We start from the raw sequence: 21607 nt of genomic DNA, 5'->3' as shown, positions 1-21607 counted from the left end.
GTTCACCGAGGTCCCGACGCGTCAACCGGCCCCGCACGCGCCGTCGCACGGGCAGCGCCCAGGGAGGTGGCGGTCTCGAGAACGACCTCGACCACTCCGCCCTGCCCCACCACGCACGTCACCACGCGGGCGCCGTGCCGATCGGCGACCTCGACCGCGAGGGGGCACGCCCGACCCGTCGTCTCCGTGGTGAGGCCCGTCGGCACGACGAGGGACTGCGCCGCCGCCAGCGCGGCGAGGTCGGCGGCCGCCTGGACGTGCGTCCTGGCGACGTGCGCGCGGAGGGCGACCGCGAGCGTCCCGGCGAGCACGAGCGTGACGGCGACCACCGCCACGACGAGCACGGACCCCGCCCCCTCGTCAGGACGCCCTGCCCGACCTCCGTCGTCCGCAGGGACCGTCGTCATGGCTCGACCCAGGCGGTCGCGGACCCCCGGACGGTCAGTCGTCCGCCGGTGAACCACGCCCCCGGGACCGTGGTGCTGACGACCACCGTCACCCACTCGGCCTCCTGCCCGACCTCGACGACCGCCCGATCACCCGCCACCCGTCGGGCGACGGCGCGCACCTCGGCGTGGTCCTCGCCGATCGCGGCGGCCCGCGCACCCGCGCGTGCCGCGTCGGCGCACCGCAGCTGCGCCGCGCCGGCCGCGACGGTGGCGAGCACCACGGCGAGCACGAGGACGACCGCAGGCAGTGCCAGGGCCAGCTCGGCGGTCACGGCGCCGCGCTCGCTGTCGGACGGGTGCGGCCCGCCAGGACGCCCCGTGCCGCCCCGACCGGTGGACAGCCCCGGCCGATGCACCGCAGCACCGGCCCGGCGCGCGAGGGCGCCGGGCCGGGGGCCGCGCAGCGGCGCGTGCACGACGGTCACGGGGACAGCGCACCGCGCACGATGCCCAGGAGCAGGCCCCGCACCTCGTCGCTGCGCAGGATGGCGATGAGCAGGCCCGCGAAGCCCGCGGCGGCGACGGTGGCGATCGCGTACTCCGCGGTGGCCATCCCGGCGTCGTCCCACCGCGCCGGACGCGGGGCCGTCGCGCCGCGCCCCCGGGGTGCGATCGACGACACGACCCGGTCGGCCCGCGGACCGACCGCCACCTCGGTCGCCTCGTGGACTGCACCACGCTCCGCCGGCTCTCGGGTCCGCCCGTCCGCGGCCGCACCCGGCGCACCCCGCTGCACCGTCGATCTCGCTCGCCGCGCCGCCCTGCGGCTCGGCCTGTCCGTCGTCGTCACCATGGGACCACCTCCCTCGTCGCCCGGTCCGCGGGCCCGGCGGCGTCGTGGTCCGACGCCGTGCGACGAGACTGCGTGGGCGGCGGGTCGGGCCCTCAGCGGGGACGGACCGGCCGGTGGAGGGGCCGGGGCCGACCCTGCCTGTGGACCGCGCACGCTCCTCAGCCACCCAGCGTCGTCGCCGCCATCGACCCGAGCACCGGGACCAGACCGACGAGCACGAAGGCCGGCAGGTGGCACAGCCCGAGCGGGACGACGAGCCGGACCCCGAGCCGGGCCGCCGCCTCGGACGCCCGCGCGTCCCTGTCACGTCGCGAGGCCTCCGCCGCGCTCCGGAGCAGACCCGCGGGGGGAACCCCGTCCTCCCAGGCGGGGCGGAGGGCTCGTGCGACCGCGCCGACCTCGGGTCCGGTCCCCCGCCACGCCGCGTCCCAGGGCGCCCCGAGTCCCAGGGCGCGGGCGGTGCGCCGCAGGCCCGCGCCCGCGGGACCGCCGACCGCGGCACCCACCGCGTCGATCGCCTGCGGGACACCCACACCCGCCAGGCACGCCCCCTCCACCAGGTCGAGGAGGACCGCCTCCTCCACCCCCGGGGCCGTGAGCGTGCGGCGCACCGGCGAGCGCGGGCCGGGCCGGTCGCCGAGGCGGCCCACCCGACCTGCGCGCCGTGCGCCTCGCGGCCGCCACCACCCCGCCCCGCCGCTGCCTGGTGGGAAGCCCGGCCCGCGGGCAGCCCGCTCGGCCGTCGACCGCACCCACGCCGCCGGGAGCGGCTCGCGCAGCGCCGTCGCTCGACGGCGCCGCCTCGACCGGCGTCCGGACGCGCACGGCCGCGACCTGCCCGCCCGCTCGTCACCGGACGCCTCCGGGGAGCCCGCGCGTTCCGCGGAGCGGATCTCCCAGGTCGTCCACCGCCTGCCGGCTACGAGCAGCACCAGGCCGAGGAGGCCGCTCAGGCTCCCCGCACCGCCGCCGAGGAGCTGCTCCCACGGTCGCGCGCCGAGCGACGCCCCGAGCAGGAGACCCACGGCCGGCAGCCAGGCGAGCAGACGCGCCGGCGCGCGCGGACCGGCCAGCGCCGCCCGCCGCCGGCCCTCGGCCTCGTCGTCGCGCGCGACGGCGAGGGTCACCCGCTCGAGCAGGGCTGCCGCCGGCGTCCCCACCTGGAGGGACAGGCGAACGGCCGCGCACACGGACGAGACATGGCGCGCGCCGGCGCCGCCGAGGCCGAGGAGGTCCGCGGCGCGGGGGACGCCGTCGTCGGTGCCGACGCCGACCCGGCGCCACGCCGCCTCCGGCCCGGCGCCCACGCGCAGGGCAGCCGCCACGGTGCCGACCGCCGCGACGAACGACGCCGTGCCGACGGTGCCGGTTCGCCGGCGACGGGCGACGGAGCCCGAGCCGCTCCACGGGGGCCGGGCCCTTCCGGCTCCTCGCGACCGTCCGAGGGGCCTCACGTCACGACGGGGTCGAGACCCCACCGCCGGGCGACGACCGGCCAGGCGGCCCCGACCTCCAGCTCGCCGCGGGGGCCGCACGCGAGGACGCGGTCGACCACGAGCCCGTCCGCCCCGCCGGACACGGCCGCGACCTCGGCCACGTGCCGGATGCCGGCCGTGCGACGCAGGTGGACGACGGCGTCCAGCGCGCTCGCCGCCTGCGCCGCCACGGCGCGCGGCGTCATGCCGGCGAGGGCGCCGAGCGCCTCCAGCCGCGCGGGGACGTCCGCGACGGCGTTGGCGTGCAGCGTGACGCAGCCCCCGTCGTGGCCGGTGTTGAGGGCGCTGAGCACCTCCCGCACGTCCGCCCCCCGGCACTCGCCGAGGACCACGCGGTCCGGGCGCATCCGCAGCGCGTGGCGGACGAGGGCCGCCAGGTCGATCTCCCCGGCTCCCTCGACGTTGGGGCGCCGAGCGACGAGCCGGACGACGTGCGGGTGGTCGGGGCGCAGCTCGGCCGCCTCCTCGATGCAGACGATGCGCTCGTCGCCGGGCACGAGGGACAGGAGCGCGGCGAGGAGCGTCGTCTTGCCCGTCCCCGTGGCCCCGCTGACCACGAGGTTCGCCCGACGTGCGACGAGCGCCCGCAGGACCTGCTCGACCACGGGCGCGACGGCGCCGAGCCGCACGAGGTCGCCGAGCGAGTACCCACCTGGTCGGTGCACCCGCAGGCTCAGGAGGGTGCCGGGCTCCGCGACCGGCGGCAGCACCGCGTGCAGCCGGGTGCCGTCGGGCAGGCGGGCGTCGACGACGGGCGCCGCGTCGTCGAGGCGCTGACCGCCCGCAGCGGCGAGCCGCACCGCGAGCGCGCGCACACGCTCCGGACCGCCGACGTCGACGGGGACGCGCTCGAGCCCGCAGCCGCGGTCCACCCACACCCGGCCGCCCTCGACCAGCACGTCGGTGACGTCCGGCGCCTCGAGCAGCGGCTGGAGCGGACCCGCCCCCAGCAGCTCGTCGCGGACGGCACGGACGACCCGGCCCAGCTCCTCGCGCCCGAGGACGCCACCGACGTCCCGGACCGCGCGCGCGACCCCGGGCGGGTCCGGGTCCTGCCCGGTGGCGGCGAGGCGGTCGCGGACCGCGGCGACGAGCTCGGGCGTGGCCGCGGCCCCGGTCCGGTCGGGGTGCGGGCCGACCTCGCCCCGGGTCATGCCGACCTCGCGCGACGCCCGTGCGGACGACGGGGCGGCAGGGTCGTGAGGCAGGACGCCTCGACGCGGCCGACGGCGCGTGCCAGCGCCCGGCCCGCGAGCGGCCCGAGCCCGCGGTCCGTGCTCGGCCCCACCGAGCGGTCGAGCGGGAGGGTGGCGACGTGGCGCAGGCCGAGCGCCTGCGACGCCTCCAGCGGCGCGACCACCGGCGCCCGTCGCGCCCGCAGCACGAGGGCGCCCCGGTCTCCGGGCAGCAGGGGTCGCGCCACCAGGCCGGCCGCGACACCGACGACGTCCTGCGCCGTGACCAGGACGCTCGCGTCGGTACGCCTCGCCGCGGCCTCCCACGCGGGCACGACGCCTGCGCCGCGGGCGGAGACGTCGAGGACGACCAGTCCGCCGCCGGCCACGACCGCGTCGACGACCGACGCGACGACAACGGGGGCCGGACCGGCGAGGTCCCGCCGCTCCCCGGTCCGGTGGACGTCCCCCGACACCACCGCCACGCCACGCCAGTGCGGCAGGGCACGCACGAGCGCCGCCGCGTCGACACCGCTGCCGGTGTGCCGCAGGTCGGACCATCGCGCTCCGGCGAGCTGCTCCACGCCCAGCAGCACGTCGAGGCCACCGCCGCCCGGATCGAGGTCGACGAGCACCACCCGGTCACCGTCAGCCGCTCGCCGCTGCGCGAGCAGGCACGCCAGCGTCGAGGAGCCCACCCCGCCCGCAGCGCCGACCACGGCCACCACCTGTCCTCGCACCGCTCCCCCGTCCACCTCCACGCCGGGTGAGCCTGGTCGACGCCCACCGCGGGGCCCCGGACCGGGACGGCGCGGGTGGGGACGGACGACGCGCCACGGGGGCTGGGGACGGTCCCGCGGCGCCGTCGGTCGTTACCCTCACGGACAGCGTCACCCGCGACGCCGCGGTCCCACGGGCCCGCTCGGCACCCACCCCGGACGGAGACGATGGCTGGCAGCCGGTCAGCGGCGTTCTTCGACCTCGACAAGACGATCATCGCGACGTCGTCGTCGGTGGCCTTCGCCCGTCCTTTCCACACCGGCGGCCTGCTGTCCCGCCGGGCCGCGCTGCGCGCCGCGTTCGCGCACGCCGCCTTCCATCTCGGCCCTGCGGACGAGGTCACGACGGAGCGCCTGCGCCGCAGCCTGTCGACCATGGTCACCGGCTGGGACGTCGCCACGGTGTCCGCGATCGTCGCCGAGACGGTGCGCGAGTCGATCGAGCCGATGGTCTACGCGGAGGCCCTCGAGCTCATCGCCCGTCACCACGCGGAGGGCCGGGACGTCGTCGTCGTCTCGGCCTCGAGCACCGAGATCGTCGAGCCGGTCGCCGCGATGCTGGGCGCCGACCACGTCATCGCCTCGCGCCTGGAGGTGGAGGGCGGCCGCTACACCGGTGGGTTCACGTCCTACGCGTACGGCGCGGCGAAGGCGGAGGGTGTGCGGGAGCTGGCCGACCACGAGGGCTACGACCTCGCGGAGAGCTTCGCCTACTCCGACTCCGTCACGGACGTGCCCCTCCTCGAGGCCGTCGGGCACGCGGCGGTGGTGAACCCCGACCGGGCGCTGCGCCGCCTGGCCGCCGAGCGCGGCTGGGCCTCGCTCACGTTCGCGCGACCCGTCGCGCTGCGCCGTCTGCGGCCGCGCCGGACCGTGCCCGTGGGAGCCGTCCTCGTGCTCGCCGCGGCGGTCCTCCTCGTCCTGCGCCGCCGCCGGGCCGGCACCGGCGCCTGACGCCCCGTCATGGGACGACCGCGCTGCGCGTCCCAGCCCGCGGACGTGATCATCCACGGTCTGACACCGCCCCCCGTGCCGACGTGTCCAGGGCAGAACGGCCCTTCCGCTGCGCGCGCGGGAGGCGTAGAAAGGACTCACAACAGCACAGCGGGCGACGAGAACCCACGCGCGACCAGTCCTCGAGAGGACCTGCCGACCGGGCTTGTCCCGTTGCGGCAGTACCTGCAGCGCCTGATACCTCGTCACCCGTGCTGTCGACGGCGGCGTCCCCCGGGGCGCCGCCGTCGTTCGTCTACGTCCGTGCGCCGCCCGCCCCGGCTCGACCCCGGTCCAGCCGTCCCGCCAGCACGGCGTCCGCGAGGGCGGTGCCCTCCTCCGCCCCGCGCACGACCGACCCGGCGCACCACCGGACCCACGCCGCGACGCCGTCGGCGGTCCCGGTCGCGAAGCGCGCCGCCGTCGCGACGTAGGGCAGCGGCTCCGCCACCCACCGCACCTCGGGCACGACGACGCCGACCGCGTCCACGCCCTCCCGCACCAGCAGGTGCCGGAAGACCGCGCGCGCCACCAGCCCGTTGCCGTGCTCGAACGGCCGCAGCGCGAGGAGCTCGCCGTGGGCGACGGCCGCCAGGACCACGCCGGGGACCGCCGGCGACGACGCCGCGTCGACGACCGCAGCCAGCACGTCGAGGCGCGCGTCGACCTCCTCGGGCGCCGGTGCCGGGCCGAGGCCGCGCAGGTCGAGCGGCTCCCCGCGGCGCGGTCGGCCGACGGCACCCCCGGGCCTGCGACCGTGCTCACCCGCCCCACCCGCTGCGCCACCGACGACGGCCACGTGCAGCCGGGCCAGGAGCTGCCGGAACGGGACGGGGGCGCGCCGAGCCGTCGAGCCGGGCGCGGCCATGAGCCCCTCGACGACGGCCTGTGCCCGGACGGCCCCGAGCAGGACCGTGCCGGCCGCGCCGTCGGGTGCCGTGCCCGCACCGCGCGCGAGGTCGCGCACGTGCTCGAGCGGCACCCGGACACCCTCCAGGACCGCGCCGGCGTGGGCGGCGCGGACCCCTGCCTCGGCGCGCGCGACCGCCCACTGCCGGCGCAGCGCCCGGTGCCACCGCAGCTCCTCGCACGCGCGACGGGCGGCCTCCACCTCGTCGCCGACGGGGAGCATGGCGAGGCCGGTCAGCGGGTGTGGGGCGGGCACCGTGCCAGCCTAGGTGGGCGGCGCCGGCCACCTCCGGGCCCGTAGCACAATGGCGCGCATGAGCTCAGCGCCGAGTGTCTCCTCCTCCATCACCGTCCGCCTGCAGGTCCGGGCGCGCCCGACGGCGATCAGCGACCTCACCACCGCCATCGAGCAGGCCGGCGGCATGGTGACCGCCCTGGACATCACGCGCTCCGAGCACGAGCGGATCGGGGTGGACGTCACCTGCGCGACGCGCGGCGAGGACCACGCCCAGGAGATCGTCGAGGCCCTGCGCGGCCTGGTCGGCATCACCGTCGAGCGGGTCAGCGACCGCACGTTCCTCATGCACCTCGGCGGCAAGCTCTCGATCGAGTCCAAGGTGCCGCTGCGCAACCGCGACGACCTCTCGATGGCCTACACGCCCGGCGTCGCGCGGGTGTGCGAGGCGATCGCCGCCCGGCCCGAGGACGCCCGCAACCTCACCATCAAGCGGAACACGATCGCCGTCGTCACGGACGGCACCGCCGTCCTCGGGCTCGGCGACATCGGTCCGCTCGCCGCGCTGCCGGTCATGGAGGGCAAGGCGGTCCTCTTCAAGCGGTTCGCCGGTATCGACGCCTTCCCCATCGCGCTCGACACCACCGACGTGGACGAGATCGTCGCCACCGTCTGCGCGATCGCCCCCGTCTTCGCGGGCATCAACCTCGAGGACATCTCCGCGCCGCGCTGCTTCGAGGTCGAGCGCCGCCTGCGCGAGCGCCTGGACATCCCGGTGTTCCACGACGACCAGCACGGCACGGCGATCGTCGCCCTGGCCGCCCTGACGAACGCCCTCAAGGTCGTGGAGAAGGACCTCGCCGACGTGCGCATCGTCATGTCCGGCGCGGGCGCGGCCGGGACCGCGGTCCTCAAGCTCATGCTGGCCGCCGGCGCGCGGGACGTCGTGGTCTGCGACATCGAGGGCGTCGTGCACGTGACCCGCCCGGCGCTGCACGAGTCGCTGCTGTGGACGGCCCAGAACACCAACCCGCGGGGCCTGGCCGGGTCGCTCAAGGAGGCCGTGGTCGGCGCGGACGTCTTCATCGGGCTCTCCGCGCCGGACGTGCTCACGGGCGACGACATCGCCCGGATGGCGCCGGGCTCGATCGTGTTCGCGATGGCCAACCCGCGTCCCGAGGTGGACCCGGACGAGGCGGCGCAGCACGCAGCGGTCGTCGGCACGGGGCGCTCGGACTTCGCGAACCAGATCAACAACGTGCTCGCGTTCCCGGGCGTCTTCCGGGGTCTGCTGGACGCGCAGTCGCACGAGGTGACGACCGAGCTCCTGCTCGCCGCGGCGCGCGCACTCGCCGAGGTCGTCACCGACGACGAGCTGAACCCGACCTACATCATCCCGAGCGTCTTCAACCCCGAGGTCACCACGCGCGTCGCCGCGGCGGTCGAGCACGCGGCGCGGGCGGGCGCGGCCCGGACGGCCGCGACGCAGGAGCCCGTCGACGCCGTCGCCGCGTTCTGACCCCTCAGGCGGTCACGACCCGTCAGGCGGTCAGGACCCGTCAGCCCCACGTCCCGCGCAGGTACTGCGCGGGCCACAACGGCCCTCCCCCGTCGGCGTCGCCGTGCACCCCGACGGGCGCAGGCACCCCGACGGGAGCCGGCAGGCCGAGCTCGTGCGCCGCACGCAGCACCCAGTACGGGTCGCGCAGCGCGGCGCGTCCCACCATGACGGCGTCGACGCCGCCGTCGCGCAGCACCTGCTCGGCCTGGGGACCGTCGAGGACCATCCCGACGGCGGAGACGGGCAGCCCGCTCACCTCGCGCACCCGGTGGGCGAGCGGCACCTGGTAGCCGGGCCCCACGGGGATGTCGGCGAGCACGTTCCCCCCGCTGGAGACGTCGACGAGGTCCGCGCCGAGCAGTGCGAGGTCGGCCGCGACCGCGGCGGTGTCCTCGACCGTGAGCCCGCCCTCGACCCAGTCCGTCGCGGAGAGCCGCACGAGCAGCGGCTTGTGGTCCGGCCACGCGTCACGGACGGCCGTGACGACCTCGCGCAGGAATCGCGCCCGGTTCCCGGCGGTCCCGCCGTAGGCGTCGGTCCGGTGGTTGGACAGGGGCGAGAGGAACTGGTGCAGCAGGTACCCGTGCGCCGCGTGGATCTCGGCCACGTCGAAGCCGGCCCGGTCGGCCCGGACCGCCGCCGCGGCGAAGGCGTCCACCATGGCGCTGACGTCGGACGCCGAGAGCTCGTGCGGGACGGCCAGCCCGTCGAAGGGGACGGAAGACGGCGCGACGGTCGCCCAGCCGCCGTCGGCGGGGTCGACCGAGCCACGAGCCGGCGACCACGGGCGGTGCGTCGACGCCTTCCGGCCGGCGTGCGCCAGCTGGACGCCGGCGAGCGCCCCGGCGCCCTGCACCGCCCGGACGACCCGGGCCCACGGCTCGACGTGCTCGTCGGTCCACAGGCCGGCGTCGTGCGGCGTGATGCGGCCCTCGGGCACGACCGCCGTCGCCTCGGACATGACGAGCCCGAACCCCCCGACGGCCCGCGAGGCGAGGTGGACGAGGTGCCAGTCGTCGACGAACCCGTCGGTCGAGGAGTACTGGCACATGGGCGCGAGCCAGGCGCGGTTGCGGGCGGTGGTGCCGCGCAGCGTCAGCGGCTGGAAGAGGTGCGGTGTCACGTCAGGCGACCAACAGCGCCGGTCCGGCCACCATTCCTCGTGGCCGGACCGGGTGTGCCGGCGCCCCGGCACGACGCCGACGGGCAGGCGTCGCACGGCGTCAGGCGAACAGCGCGGAGGCCTTGAGGACCGTCTGGAGCACCCCGTAGCCGAGCAGGCTCCCGACGACGCCCCACAGCGCGATGGCGGCGACGCGGATCGTGGCGCCCGGATCGGCCGGCGGGTCGGCCGGGCGGACCTCGGTGGCGAGGGCGACGTCGTCGGTGGAGGTCTCGAGCACGGCCATGTCAGGACTCCTTGGTGGCAGGGGCGAGCGGACGCTCGTCGGTGGACGGGACGGGAGCGGGCAGCGTCACCGGCTCGGGCGACAGGGCCTGCGCAGCGGCGGTGAGCACCGGCTCGTGGTGCCGCTCGTGGACGGGGCGGATGAGGAGGTTGGCGGCGAAGCCGACGACGAGCACCGCCGTCATGGTGATGAGCGACGGGGTGTACAGCGCGGCGCCCTCGATCCCCCGTGCCGCGCGGGCGTCCGCGAAGCCGTTGACGATGAGCGGTCCGGCGATGCCGGCGGCGGACCACGCGGTGAGCAGGCGGCCGTGGATGGCGCCGACCTCGAGGGAGCCGAAGAGGTCCTTGAGGTAGGCCGGGACGGTCGCGAAGCCGCCCCCGTAGAAGCTGACGATGAGGAACGCGACGACCACGAACAGCCCGACGGCGTTGCCCGCCACGGAGGCGAGCGTCCCGTAGAGGACCGCACCCACGCCGAGGTACATGACGTAGATGCGCTTGCGGCCGACGACGTCCGACGTCGACGACCACACGAAGCGCCCGGCCATGTTCGCCAGCGACAGCAGCCCGACGAACCCGGCCGCGGTGGCCGGGGTCACGCTGGAGAAGAAGTCCTGGATCATCGGCGAGGCCTGCTCGAGGATGCCGATGCCCGCGGTGACGTTCGTGAACAGCACGACCCACAGGAGGTAGAACTGCGGCGTGCGGACGGCCCGGGAGACCCGCACGTCCGCGTGCGTCTGCATGGCGTTCTTCCTGGGCGAGGGCGTCCAGCCTTCCGGACGCCAGCCCGGCGCGGGCACGCGGATGACGGCGGCACCGGCCGTCATGAGCACCGCGTAGATCGCCGCGAGCGTCAGGAGCGTCGGCACGAGCGCGTCGGCCGGGGTGTCCGCGTAGCTGCCGAGGAGCGCGTTGGTGAGCGGTCCGGCGACCATCGCGCCGCCGCCGAAGCCCATGATCGCCAGGCCGGTCGCGAGGCCCGGCCGGTCCGGGAACCACTTGATGAGCGTGCTGACCGGCGAGATGTAGCCGATGCCGAGGCCGATGCCGCCGATGAACCCGTACCCGAGGTAGACGATCCACAGCGAGCCCAGCTCGATGCCCAGCGACCCGATGAGGAAGCCCGACACCCAGAAGGTCGCCGAGAGCGCCATGGCCTTGCGCGGCCCGTTGCGCTCCATCCACTTCCCGCCGAAGGCCGCGGAGAGCCCGAGCATGACGATCGCGATCGAGAAGATGATCGCGACCTGGGTGTGGCTCGCGTCGAACCGGTCGATCAGCGCCTCCTTGAGCACGCTGAACGCGTAGATCTGGCCGATGGACAGGTGCACGGCGAGCGCGGCGGGCGGGACGAGCCACCGGTTGTAGCCGGGGGGCGCCACGGTGCGGCGGCGGTCGAGCAGGTTCATGGGGGTCCTTCCCGGTCGGGCCCGGATGGCGGTGCCTGCGGCGCCGCAGGTGCGCGCTCGACGAGGAGGGCCTCGGCCGCGAGGTCGCGCTTGCGGTCGTCCCATGGTTCCCGGCCGATGGCGGCCGGCTGCGGGACCTTGGTCGCGGACGGGGCCGTGCGGAGCACGGCTGGGGCCGGACCCGGCGCGACCGGTGGGATGACAGGGGAATAGCATCGGCCCGACGCACCACCGCTGCTGCGACCGGAGGACCCGTGACCCACGACGCGCCGAGCTCCACGCCGCTGGAGAACCTGCTCACCGAGGACCGCCACTTCCCGCCGAGCCCCGAGTTCGCCGCCCAGGCCAACGCCCACGGCGACCTCGGCGCGTGGGCGGCGGCGGACCCGGAGTCGTTCTGGGCGGACCAGGCCCGCGAGCTGCTGACCTGGCAGACGCCGTTCACGGAGGTGCTCGACTGGTCCGGCGCACCCCACGCCCGCTGGTTCGCGGACGGCCGGCTCAACGCGTGCCACAACGCCGTCGACCGGCACGTCGAGGCGGGTCACGGCGACCGCGTGGCGCTGTCCTTCGAGGGCGAGCCGGGCGACACGAGCACCCTCACCTATGCCGAGCTGCAGCAGCAGGTGTCCCGGGCGGCGAACGCCCTCGTCGCACTGGGCGTGCGGACGGGCGACCGGGTGGCGATCTACCTGCCGATGATCCCGGAGGCGGTCGTCGCGATGCTGGCCTGCGCGCGCATCGGCGCGGTGCACTCCGTCGTCTTCGGCGGCTTCTCGGCCGAGGCCCTGCGGTCACGCGTGGAGGACGCCGAGGCGGTCCTCGTCATCACGGCCGACGGCGGCTACCGGCGGGGCGCCGCGAGCGCGCTCAAGCCGGCGGTCGACGAAGCCCTGGACCCGCACCACCACCCCCACGGCCACCTGGACGAGGAGGCCGGGCCGACGTCGGTCCGCAACGTCCTCGTCGTGCGCCGCACCGGCCAGGACGTCGCGTGGGTCGAGGGCCGGGACGTGTGGTGGCACGAGGCGCTCGAGGCGGCCTCGGAGCAGCACGAGCCGGTGTGGGTCGAGGCGGAGCACCCGCTGTTCATCCTCTACACCTCCGGCACGACGGGGAAGCCGAAGGGCATCTTCCACACCACCGGCGGCTACCTCACGCAGTCGGCGTTCACGCACCTCAACGTCTTCGACCTCAAGCCGGAGACGGACGTCTACTGGTGCACGGCCGACGTCGGCTGGGTGACCGGCCACACGTACGTGGTCTACGGGCCGCTCGTCAACGGGGCCACGCAGGTGATCTACGAGGGGACGCCGGACACGCCGCACAAGGGCCGGTGGTGGGAGATCGTCGAGAAGTACGGCGTGACGATCCTCTACACGGCGCCGACGGCGATCCGCACCTGCATGAAGTGGGGCGAGGAGATCCCCGGGCAGTTCGACCTGTCGAGCCTGCGGGTCCTCGGATCGGTCGGTGAGCCCATCAACCCCGAGGCGTGGATGTGGTACCGCCGGGTGATCGGCGGCGACCGGACGCCCGTGGTGGACACGTGGTGGCAGACGGAGACCGGCGCCACCATGATCTCGCCGCTGCCCGGCGTCACCGCGACGAAGCCCGGCTCGGCCCAGACCCCCATGCCGGGCATCAGCATCGACGTGGTCGACGAGGAGGCGAAGTCGGTCCCGAACGGCTCCGGCGGCTACCTCGTGGTGACCCAGCCGTGGCCGTCCATGCTCCGCGGGATCTGGGGCGACGAGCAGCGCTTCAAGGACACCTACTGGTCGCGCTTCCCCGGCCTGTACTTCGCCGGCGACGGGGCCAAGAGGGACGCCGACGGCGACATCTGGCTGCTCGGGCGCGTCGACGACGTCATGAACGTCTCGGGTCACCGCCTGTCGACCACCGAGATCGAGTCGGCGCTCGTGTCGCACCCCATGGTGGCCGAGGCCGCCGTCGTCGGTGCGAGCGACGAGACGACGGGTCAGGCCGTGGTGGCGTTCGTCATCCTGCGCGCGGAGTACACGGACCGCGTCGACGGGCCCGGCGAGGGCGCCGACGTCGCGACCACGCTGCGGGCGCACGTCACACGGGAGATCGGCCCCATCGCCAAGCCGCGGTCGATCCTCGTCGTCACGGAGCTGCCCAAGACCCGGTCGGGCAAGATCATGCGGCGGCTGCTGCGTGACGTGGCCGAGCACAGACCGGTCGGTGACGTCACGACGCTCGCCGACTCCACGGTCATGGACCTCATCGCGTCGGGCCTGGACAAGCCGACGGAGCCCTGAGGCGGCACCCTGCCGACCGACGCGGGCCGGGGGTGGCCGTCGGGGCACCCCCGGCCGCGGAGCGGTCGCTGTGGTGGGATGGCGGGATGCCGCGCCTGGAGACCGCCTCGTCCCTGCCCGACGACGTCGTCACGGCCGTCCGGGCCATGGCCGGGGGCGCGCGCGAGCACGACGGGATCGAGGCGCTGGGCGAGCAGACGCTCCTGTGGCTGACCGACCCCCACGCCCCGGTCACGCACGTCGTCGCGTGGGGCGCGCCTCCCCCTGGTCAGGTCGAGGCGGCGGACGCCGTCGTCGGGTACGCCCAGGTCGACCTCGGCGGGCCGACGACGACGCCCGCCTCGGCGGAGCTGGTCGTCGCCCCGGAGCAGCGCCGCCGCGGGGTCGGCCGGGCGCTCCTGGACGCCGCCACAGCGGTGGCGCGCGACGCGGGCGGCCGCGACGTGGTCGTGTGGGCCCACGGCGACCTGCCCGGTGCCCGCGGGCTCGCGCGGTCCGCGGGGCTCGGGATCACGCGCGAGCTCTGGCAGATGGCCCGCCCGCTCACGGTGGCCGACGCCGAGGGGGACCCGCCGACGCCCCCGGAGGGCGTGACCATCCGGCCCTTCGTCGTCGGCCGGGACGAGGACGCGTGGGTCGCCGTCAACGCCAGGGCGTTCGCGAGCCACCCCGAGCAGGGCCGCCTCACCCGGGCCGACCTCGAGGCCCGCGAGCGGGAGCCCTGGTTCGACGCGGCCGACCTCCTGCTCGCCGAGCGCGACGGACGGCTCGTGGCGTCGGTGTGGATGAAGGTCGAGCCCGGTGCGTCCGCCGGCGAGCTCTACGCGCTCGGCGTCGACCCGGACGAGCAGGGCACCGGCCTCGGCCGGTTCCTCACCGGCCTCGTCGTGCGCCACCTGGCGGCCCAGGGTCTCGCGCGTGCGGAGCTGTACGTCGAGGGCGACAACGAGCCGGCGGTGCGCACGTACGCCCGCGCCGGCTTCACGCAGTCCCGCCTGGACGTGCAGTACGGCGCCGACCCCCACGGGTCGGCCCCCGGCGCTGCCGCGCACGCGTCTTCCGGCTCGTGACCGCACCTCCCGCACAGCGGACCGGGATGCCACGATGGTCGACATGACCGCTCACCCCGAGGCCTCGGCCGCGGAGATCGTCGCGACCCCGGCACCGGCACCGGACCTCCCCGACCAGGGCGCCGCGGGGCACGACGCCGCCGACCTGCCCGAGGACCGCTTCGCCGACCGCGAGCTGTCCTGGCTCGCCTTCAACGAGCGCGTCCTCGAGCTCGCGGAGGACGCGTCCCTGCCGCTCCTGGAGCGCGCCCGGTACCTGGCGATCTTCGCCTCCAACCTCGACGAGTTCTTCATGGTCCGTGTCGCGGGCCTCAAGCGGCGCATCGCCACGGGGATGGCCGTGACGGCCGCGTCGGGGCTGAGCCCGCGCCAGGTGCTGGAGGGCATCGCCGGCCGGTCCCAGGAGCTCATGGCGCGGCACGCCACGGTGTTCATCGAGGACGTGCGGCCCGCCCTGGCGTCCGAGGGCATCACGATCGTCCACTGGGACGAGCTCGGGCAGGACGAGCAGGACCGGCTGCACAAGTTCTTCCGCCGGCAGATCTTCCCGGTGCTCACGCCGCTCGCCGTGGACCCGGCGCACCCGTTCCCGTACATCTCCGGGCTGTCGCTCAACCTCGCCGTGGTCGTCGGCAACCCCGCGACGGGCAAGGAGCACTTCGCCCGGGTCAAGGTGCCGCCGCTGCTGCCCCGGTTCATCGCCGTCGACGCGCTCGGCCGGCCGAGCGCTCCGGGCACCCAGGCCGCGGACCCCGAGCGCGGCCCGACGTCGTTCGTGCCGCTCGAGGACGTCATCGCCGTGCACCTCGGCGCGCTCTTCCCCGGCATGGAGGTGCGCGAGCACCACACCTTCCGCGTCACGCGCAACGAGGACGTGGAGGTCGAGGAGGACGACGCGGAGAACATCCTCCAGGCGATGGAGAAGGAGCTCCTGCGCCGCCGCTTCGGCCCGCCCGTGCGGCTCGAGGTCGCCGAGGACATCGCCCCGCGCGTCCGTGAGCTGCTGGTCCGCGAGCTGGGCGTCGAGGAGTCCGAGGTCTACGCGCTGCCCGCGCCGCTGGACCTCACGGGCCTCAACCTCATCGCCGACCTGGACCGGCCGGACCTGCGGTTCCGCCGGTTCGTAGGCGGCACGCACCGGCACCTGGCCGAGGTGGAGTCCGCCAAGCCGACCGACGTCTTCGCCGCGATCCGCCGGCGGGACGTCCTGCTGCACCACCCGTACGACTCGTTCGCCACGTCGGTGCAGACGTTCCTCGCGCAGGCGGCGGCCGACCCGTCGGTGCTGGCCATCAAGCAGACGCTGTACCGCACGTCGGGCGACTCCCCCATCGTCGACTCGCTCATCGACGCCGCCGAGGCGGGCAAGCAGGTGCTGGCCCTCGTCGAGATCAAGGCCCGCTTCGACGAGCAGAACAACATCTCGTGGGCCCGCAAGCTCGAGCAGGCGGGCGTCCACGTCGTCTACGGCATCGTCGGGCTGAAGACGCACTGCAAGCTCTCGCTCGTGGTGCGTCAGGAGGCGGACGGGCTGCGGCGGTACTGCCACGTCGGGACCGGCAACTACAACCCCAAGACGGCGCGCCTGTACGAGGACCTGGGCCTGCTGACGTGCGACCCGGAGGTCGGCCAGGACCTGACACGGCTGTTCAACCAGCTCTCCGGCTACGCGCCGAAGTCACGGTTCCACCGCCTGCTCGTGGCCCCGCGCACGGCGCGGTCCGGACTCGTCGAGCGGATCGAACGCGAGCGGGAGAACCACCTCGCCGGACTGCCGGCATGGATCCGCTTCAAGGTCAACGCCGTCGTGGACGAGGAGACGATCGACGCGCTCTACCGGGCGTCGCAGGTCGGGGTGCCGGTCGACCTGGTGGTCCGGGGCATCTGCGCCGTCCGCCCGGGCGTCCCGGGGCTGTCGGAGACCATCCGGGTGCGGTCGATCCTGGGCCGGTTCCTCGAGCACGGGCGCATCTTCGCCTTCGCCAACGGCGGCGAGCCGGAGGTGTTCATCGGCTCGGCGGACCTCATGCACCGCAACCTCGACCGCCGGGTCGAGGCCCTCGTGCGGCTCGGGGACCCGGGACACGTCGAGGAGCTGCTCGAGCTGCTCGACCTGTCGATGGACGACGCCACGGCGACGTGGCACCTCGGGCCGGACGACCAGTGGACCCGGCACAGCCGGGGCGAGGACGGCGAGCCGCTGCGCGACCTGCAGGAGCTGCTGGTGGCGCGTCGTCGTCGTCGGCCGGCCGGGTCCCGGTGACCCGCACGACGGCCCGGGCCATCGGCGGCGAGCGGCAGGCGGTCCCCCGGTGAGCCAGGAGACGAACGGGCGCGGCGTGGTGGAGGCCGCGGGCGCCCTCGTGTGGCGGGAGCGGGACGGGCGCCTGGAGCTGCCGGTCGTGCACCGCCCCCGGTACAAGGACTGGTCCTGGCCCAAGGGCAAGCTCGACCCCGGCGAGCTCCTGCCGACCGCCGCCGTGCGCGAGGTCGCCGAGGAGATCGGGGAGCAGGTCGTGCTCGGCGTCCCGCTGCCGTCGCTGCGGTACACGACCTCGGACGGGCGGACCAAGCGCGTGCACTACTGGGCCGCCCGCTGCGCGACCGACGACGACGGCGCCGCGGTCGCCGTGCGCCCGCCGGTCGCCCAGGCGCCGATGGAGGAGATCGACGACGTCGTCTGGGTCAGCGCCGCGACCGCAGCCGACCTCCTGACGCGACGGGCGGACCGGGCGCCGCTGGAGGCGCTGCTGACCCTGTGGGAGCGCGGGCGGCTGGCCACGAGCGCCGTCGTCGTCGCGCGGCACGGACGGGCGCAGCGCCGGTCGGCGTGGAAGGGCGGCGAGGAGACCCGGCCGCTCACGGGGCAGGGCCGCGCCCAGGCGAAGGCGCTCGTGCCGGTGCTGGCCGCGTACGGCGTCGCGGAGATCGTCACGAGCCCGTGGGAGCGGTGCCTGCGGACCGTCGTGCCCTACGCGGAGCGGACCGGCCTGCCCGTGCGGACCGTCGACGCGCTCACGGAGGCGGCCTTCAAGGAGGACCCCGGCAAGTCGGCACACGTGGTCGACGAGCTGCTGCACGAGCCTCGCAACGTCGTGCTGTCGACGCACCGCCCGGTGCTGCGGGCCGTGATGGACGCCGTCGGCGAGTGCACGCGGCGCTGGACGATCGGTGCGCTGCCGGAGCGGGACCCGTGGCTGCGCACGGGTGAGGCACTCGTCGCCCACGTCACGGGGTCCGGGGCGGCGGCGCGCGTCGTGGCCGTCGAGCGGCACCGGGGCGCGGCGAACGGCGACTGACCCGCCCGGACCTCCCGCCGGCAGGACGGGCCGTCGGGCCCGCAGTGCTCAGACGAGCACGGCGTGCAGGATCACGAACATCAGGGCGCCGACGCCCGCTGCGGCGGGGATGGTCAGCACCCACGCGACGGCGATGTTGCCCGCGACGCCCCAGCGGACGGCGGAGAGTCGCTTCGTGGCACCCACCCCCATGATCGCCGACGTGATCGTCTGGGTCGTGGAGATCGGGGCCTGGAAGGCGAACGCGGCCGTGTAGAGCACGCTCGCGGCGACGGTCTCCGCCACGAAGCCGCGGGCGGGGTCGAGCTCGATGACGCGCCGACCGAGGGTTCGCATGATGCGCCACCCGCCCGAGTACGTGCCCGCCGAGATGGCCAGCGCCGCGGAGAGCTTGACCCACAGCGGGATGGTGAAGTCCTCCTGGACGCCGCCCGCCACCAGGGCGAGGACGATGACGCCCATCGTCTTCTGCGCGTCCTGCAGGCCGTGGCCGAGCGCCATCGCCGCTGCCGAGACGGTCTGGGCGTGACGGAACCGGCGGGTCACGCGGTGCGGGTTGGCGTTCCGGAAGGCCCAGAGCACCCCGACCATGAGGGCGAACGCGAGGCCGAAGCCCACCAGCGGCGAGAGGACCATCGGGATGAGGACCTTGGTGACGATGACGTCCCAGTGCACGGTGATGCCCGCGGCGAGGCCCACGCCGGTCAGCCCGCCGATGAGGGCGTGCGACGACGACGACGGCATGCCGAACCACCAGGTCGTCAGGTTCCACACGATCGCGCCGATGACGGCGGCCAGCACCATCACCAGGCCGGTCTGCGCGGGCCGGTCGCTGACGTCGATGATCCCCGAGCCGATCGTCTCCGCGACACCGGTGCCGAGGAGCGCCCCGAGCAGGTTGAAGAAGGCCGCCATGAGCAGCGCGCGTCGCGGGGTCAGCGCCCGGGTGGAGACCGACGTCGCGATCGCGTTGGCCGCGTCGTGGAAGCCGTTGGTGTAGTCGAAGCCGAGGGCGAAGGCCACGACCACGACGACGAGCGCGATCTCCACGGAGTCAGGACTCCTTCAGCGAGATCGTCTCGACGAGGTTCGCCACCTTCTCGAAGGCGTCGGCCGCGTCCTCGAGCGCCATGATGACGTCCTTGAGCTTCATGACCTCGATGGCCTCCGCGCCGCCGTGGAAGAGGTCCGCGATGAGCCGGCGGTAGATCCGGTCCGCCTCGTTCTCGAGCCGGTTGGTCTCGACCCAGTACTCGGTGAGGCCCTTGAGCGAGCGGAGCCGCGGCATCGCGTCGGCGGTCAGGAGCGCGCATCGCTGGAGGATGTCGGCCTGGGCCGCGACGAGCTCGGGGAGGCGGTCCACGCGGTAGAGGACGATGAGGTCGCCCGCCTCCTCCATGTGGTCCATGCAGTCGTCCAGGCCGGAGGCGAGGCCGTAGATGTCGTCCCGGTCGAACGGGGTGACGAACGTCGTGTCCAGGCGGCGCATGATCGCGTGGGTGGACTCGTCGGCCGCGTGCTCGGCGGCGCGCAGGGCGCCGGCGAGCTGAGGGCGCTCGACGGCCGGGGCCGTCACCAGCCTGCCCAGGAGGTCTGCTCCGGTGACGAGCTGGTCCGCCGTGGCGGCGAGCAGGTCGAAGAAGGACTCGTTGCGGGGGGTGAGTCGCAGACGCACGAGGAGCTCCGTGGGCCGAGGCGGTGCGCCCACGGTCGTGGGCGGCGCCACAGCGTAGGGCCGCGCGGACCTCGATCGCTGGGGCGAAGGGCCGTGCACGAGGCGCCGAGGGGCTCCGTGTCGCGCACGTCTCGCCGAGGCCGGGATGCTGCTACGGGTCATGGGTCGGCCGGCGGCGTGGGCGCAGCCAGGTGTGAGGGCGTCGGGCCGGGAGCGCCTGTCGGCGCGAAGGCCGCTCGTAGCGGCATTGTGTGGAGCCCGGGGCTACCGCGGCCCGACGCCTCGCTCACTCTACGCGGCGGCCTCCATCAGCACAGCCCGAGGCACGGTGAGGATTCTCATCGGCTCCGCGGGAATGCACGACGGCGCGATGCTCCCGGCTCACCGGGGACGGCCGGCCCAGTGATCCACAGGTCGCGGGTCCCACCGGGGCCGTGTCGGATCCCGGGTCTAGTCTCGAACACATGTTCGAGCATGAGCAGGCATCGGAGCCGTCGGCGGACGAGTCGACAGCCCACGCGCCGGGCGGCTCGCTCGGCGACGTAGCACACGTGCCGACATGCGCATGCTCGTGCGGCGACGAGCATCCGGCGGTCCCGCTCGGCGCCGTGCCGACGGTCGCGGAGGTGCTCGAGAGGGCGCGGGAGGTCGGGCGGCTCCGCGCCCAGCGGGAGGTCCTGCGTCCACCGATGGAGTGGGCCGAGCGCCATCCCGTCGCCGCTCTCCTCGTCGACGCCGCACCGTCCCTGGCCCTGGTGCAGACGCTCGTCGACCTGGTCCCCGCGGATGTCGACGACGCCGGGCTCGTCGAGATGACCGCTGCCTGGGAGCGCGTCCTCTCCTGGGCGACAGCGGCCCAGTCCCGCACCGTCGCCGAGATGCTGAGGCGCACCTGCGGTCCGCGCGAGGAGGGGTTCCTCGCGGACGAGATCGCGGCGGCCACCGGGGTCACGCCTCGCGCCGGACGCGTGCTGGTCGACCGCGCCGCTGCACTCGTGCGCGCCCCGGACGTACACGACAACCTCGCCGACGGCACCCTGACCACCCGCAAGGCCGACACGCTGTGCCGCGTCACGGCGCACCTCCCGGTGGGCCAGGCGGCCGTGGTCAGGCGGGCGGTCCTCGCTCATGGCTCGAGGCTCACCGCTCCGCAGATCCGCGCTACGGCGCGCCGCGTGGAGCTCGAGATCGCCCCGGAGGCCGCTGCGGGCCGCCACGAGGCCGCCCGCCGGACGCGGGGCGTCTGGATGGAGCCCGCGGACGACTGCATGGCCTACGTCCACGCCTACCTTCCGGCGACCGACGCCATGCGCGTGATGACGGCCGTCGACGCGGTCGCCGCGGCCGCCGCCCAGGACGACGGGAGGGGTGTGGACGCGCGCCGCGCGGATGCGATGGTGGACGTGCTCGCGCGGGTGCTCGACCGCGGCGTGGGGCCGGACGGCGTGGACCTCCCGGTCTCGCAGCGCCGCCGGCCGCACCTCAACGTCACCTTGAACGTGTCCACCCTGCTCGGGCTGAGGGACGACCCGGCGGTCCTCGCCGGCTATGGGCCGATCGGCGCGCAGATGGCGCGTGAAGTCGCCGCGCAGGGGACGTGGCGGTTCACGCTGGTCGACCCGCGGACGGGTGAGGTGCTCGAGCGGGCGTCGAAGGGCTACCGGCCCTCGCCGACGGTCGTGTCCGCCGTCGTCGACAGGGCGCCGACGTGCACGTTCCCCGGGTGCGGCGTCGCGGCGTCCTGGTGCGACATCGACCACATCACCCCGTACGACCACGCCCGACGGGACGAGGTGCAGACCCGGACGAGCGGTCTTCACCCTCTCTGCCGACATCACCACGTCATGAAGACGCACGGCCGGTGGTCGGCGGAGCGGGACCCTGCGACGGGCGTGACGACCTGGCGCTCGAGGACCGGTCAGGTCTACACCCGCGACCCCGTCGCCGTGCCCTTCGAGCCGGGCCCACCGTCGACCGCACCCACCGAGAGGACCCTCAGCCCCGAGCCGCCGTTCTGACGGGCCGACCGAGCCCGTCAGTCCAAGGGTTCGCACGGACCTCAGGG

19 protein-coding genes are annotated in these 21607 nt (G+C 75.3%); 7 read left to right on the top strand and 12 right to left on the bottom strand.

The window, feature by feature from the left end; translation table 11 throughout:
* Positions 1–2: 2 nt before the first annotated feature.
* The 6 genes from LG379_RS13095 to LG379_RS13070 all read right to left on the bottom strand — a co-directional run bounded on the left by LG379_RS13095 (position 3) and on the right by LG379_RS13070 (position 4638).
* Positions 3–407, bottom strand: coding sequence for an Rv3654c family TadE-like protein (locus LG379_RS13095; protein ID WP_225755041.1), 405 nt, complete (start codon positions 405–407; stop codon positions 3–5).
* Positions 404–874, bottom strand: a complete 471-nt coding sequence (locus tag LG379_RS13090) for a TadE family type IV pilus minor pilin (protein ID WP_225755040.1) — start codon at positions 872–874, stop codon at positions 404–406. The genes LG379_RS13095 and LG379_RS13090 overlap by 4 nt, the downstream gene beginning before the upstream one ends.
* Complete coding sequence (locus LG379_RS13085; RefSeq protein ID WP_225755039.1) at positions 871–1242, bottom strand: DUF4244 domain-containing protein; 372 nt, start codon at positions 1240–1242, stop codon at positions 871–873. The genes LG379_RS13090 and LG379_RS13085 overlap by 4 nt, the downstream gene beginning before the upstream one ends.
* A 158-nt stretch (positions 1243–1400) precedes the next feature.
* A complete protein-coding gene (locus tag LG379_RS13080) occupies positions 1401–2567 on the bottom strand; it encodes a type II secretion system F family protein (protein WP_225755038.1) in 1167 nt (388 codons plus the stop codon).
* 125 nt (positions 2568–2692) lie between these two features.
* Positions 2693–3892: a TadA family conjugal transfer-associated ATPase gene (locus LG379_RS13075; RefSeq protein WP_225755037.1), complete on the bottom strand. Its 1200-nt coding sequence runs from the start codon at positions 3890–3892 to the stop codon at positions 2693–2695.
* Positions 3889–4638 carry a hypothetical protein gene (locus LG379_RS13070; RefSeq protein ID WP_225755036.1) on the bottom strand — a complete coding sequence of 250 codons (750 nt, stop codon included), beginning with the start codon at positions 4636–4638 and terminating at the stop codon, positions 3889–3891. Before LG379_RS13070 ends, LG379_RS13075 begins: the two co-directional genes overlap by 4 nt.
* A 222-nt stretch (positions 4639–4860) precedes the next feature.
* On the opposite strand from LG379_RS13070, the gene LG379_RS13065 reads away from it, so the two are divergent.
* Positions 4861–5646: an HAD family phosphatase gene (locus tag LG379_RS13065; RefSeq protein WP_225755035.1), complete on the top strand. Its 786-nt coding sequence runs from the start codon at positions 4861–4863 to the stop codon at positions 5644–5646.
* Positions 5647–5941: 295 nt separating this feature from the next.
* Here LG379_RS13065 and LG379_RS13060 read toward each other — a convergent pair whose 3' ends face one another.
* The gene (locus LG379_RS13060) at positions 5942–6850 is read right to left on the bottom strand and encodes a Fic family protein (RefSeq protein ID WP_225755034.1); all 909 of its coding nucleotides are present in this window, start codon (positions 6848–6850) and stop codon (positions 5942–5944) included.
* Between the two features lie 58 nt (positions 6851–6908).
* On the opposite strand from LG379_RS13060, the gene LG379_RS13055 reads away from it, so the two are divergent.
* Positions 6909–8348, top strand: a complete 1440-nt coding sequence (locus LG379_RS13055) for an NAD-dependent malic enzyme (RefSeq protein WP_225755033.1) — start codon at positions 6909–6911, stop codon at positions 8346–8348.
* 40 nt (positions 8349–8388) lie between these two features.
* On the opposite strand, the gene LG379_RS13050 is transcribed toward LG379_RS13055, so the two are convergent.
* The 3 genes from LG379_RS13050 to LG379_RS13040 form a co-directional block, all read right to left on the bottom strand.
* Positions 8389–9513: an NADH:flavin oxidoreductase/NADH oxidase gene (locus LG379_RS13050; protein WP_225755032.1), complete on the bottom strand. Its 1125-nt coding sequence runs from the start codon at positions 9511–9513 to the stop codon at positions 8389–8391.
* Positions 9514–9613: 100 nt separating this feature from the next.
* The gene (locus LG379_RS13045) at positions 9614–9799 is read right to left on the bottom strand and encodes a hypothetical protein (RefSeq protein WP_225755031.1); all 186 of its coding nucleotides are present in this window, start codon (positions 9797–9799) and stop codon (positions 9614–9616) included.
* Between the two features lies 1 nt (position 9800).
* The gene (locus LG379_RS13040) at positions 9801–11213 is read right to left on the bottom strand and encodes an OFA family MFS transporter (RefSeq protein WP_225755030.1); all 1413 of its coding nucleotides are present in this window, start codon (positions 11211–11213) and stop codon (positions 9801–9803) included.
* A gap of 254 nt (positions 11214–11467) precedes the next feature.
* On the opposite strand from LG379_RS13040, the gene acs reads away from it, so the two are divergent.
* From acs to LG379_RS13020, 4 genes are all read left to right on the top strand, one after another.
* On the top strand, positions 11468–13498 hold the full coding sequence (gene acs, locus LG379_RS13035; protein ID WP_225755029.1) for an acetate--CoA ligase: 2031 nt from the start codon (positions 11468–11470) through the stop codon (positions 13496–13498).
* Between the two features lie 86 nt (positions 13499–13584).
* Entirely contained in the window at positions 13585–14568 is a 984-nt protein-coding gene (gene mshD / locus LG379_RS13030) for a mycothiol synthase (protein WP_225755028.1), read from the top strand.
* A gap of 43 nt (positions 14569–14611) precedes the next feature.
* On the top strand, positions 14612–16831 hold the full coding sequence (locus LG379_RS13025) for an RNA degradosome polyphosphate kinase (RefSeq protein ID WP_225755027.1): 2220 nt from the start codon (positions 14612–14614) through the stop codon (positions 16829–16831).
* Between the two features lie 49 nt (positions 16832–16880).
* Positions 16881–17867 carry an NUDIX hydrolase gene (locus LG379_RS13020; RefSeq protein WP_225755026.1) on the top strand — a complete coding sequence of 329 codons (987 nt, stop codon included), beginning with the start codon at positions 16881–16883 and terminating at the stop codon, positions 17865–17867.
* A 48-nt stretch (positions 17868–17915) separates the two neighbouring features.
* Here the strand turns inward: LG379_RS13020 and LG379_RS13015 are convergent, their stop codons facing one another.
* On the bottom strand, positions 17916–18917 hold the full coding sequence (locus tag LG379_RS13015; RefSeq protein WP_225755025.1) for an inorganic phosphate transporter: 1002 nt from the start codon (positions 18915–18917) through the stop codon (positions 17916–17918).
* Positions 18918–18921: 4 nt separating this feature from the next.
* Positions 18922–19542 (bottom strand): DUF47 domain-containing protein, encoded by a 621-nt coding sequence (locus tag LG379_RS13010; RefSeq protein ID WP_225755024.1) that lies wholly within the window; start codon positions 19540–19542, stop codon positions 18922–18924.
* A 608-nt stretch (positions 19543–20150) separates the two neighbouring features.
* On the opposite strand from LG379_RS13010, the gene LG379_RS13005 reads away from it, so the two are divergent.
* Positions 20151–21560: an HNH endonuclease signature motif containing protein gene (locus LG379_RS13005; RefSeq protein WP_225755023.1), complete on the top strand. Its 1410-nt coding sequence runs from the start codon at positions 20151–20153 to the stop codon at positions 21558–21560.
* The last annotated feature ends 47 nt before the right edge of the window (positions 21561–21607 follow it).

It is taken from the genome of Actinotalea sp. Marseille-Q4924 (genome assembly GCF_916618755.1).
Taxonomy (GTDB): Bacteria; Actinomycetota; Actinomycetes; order Actinomycetales; family Cellulomonadaceae; genus Actinotalea.
The sequence above is the reverse complement of the archived record's forward strand: the minus strand, read 5'-3'. Positions and strand labels throughout refer to the sequence as shown.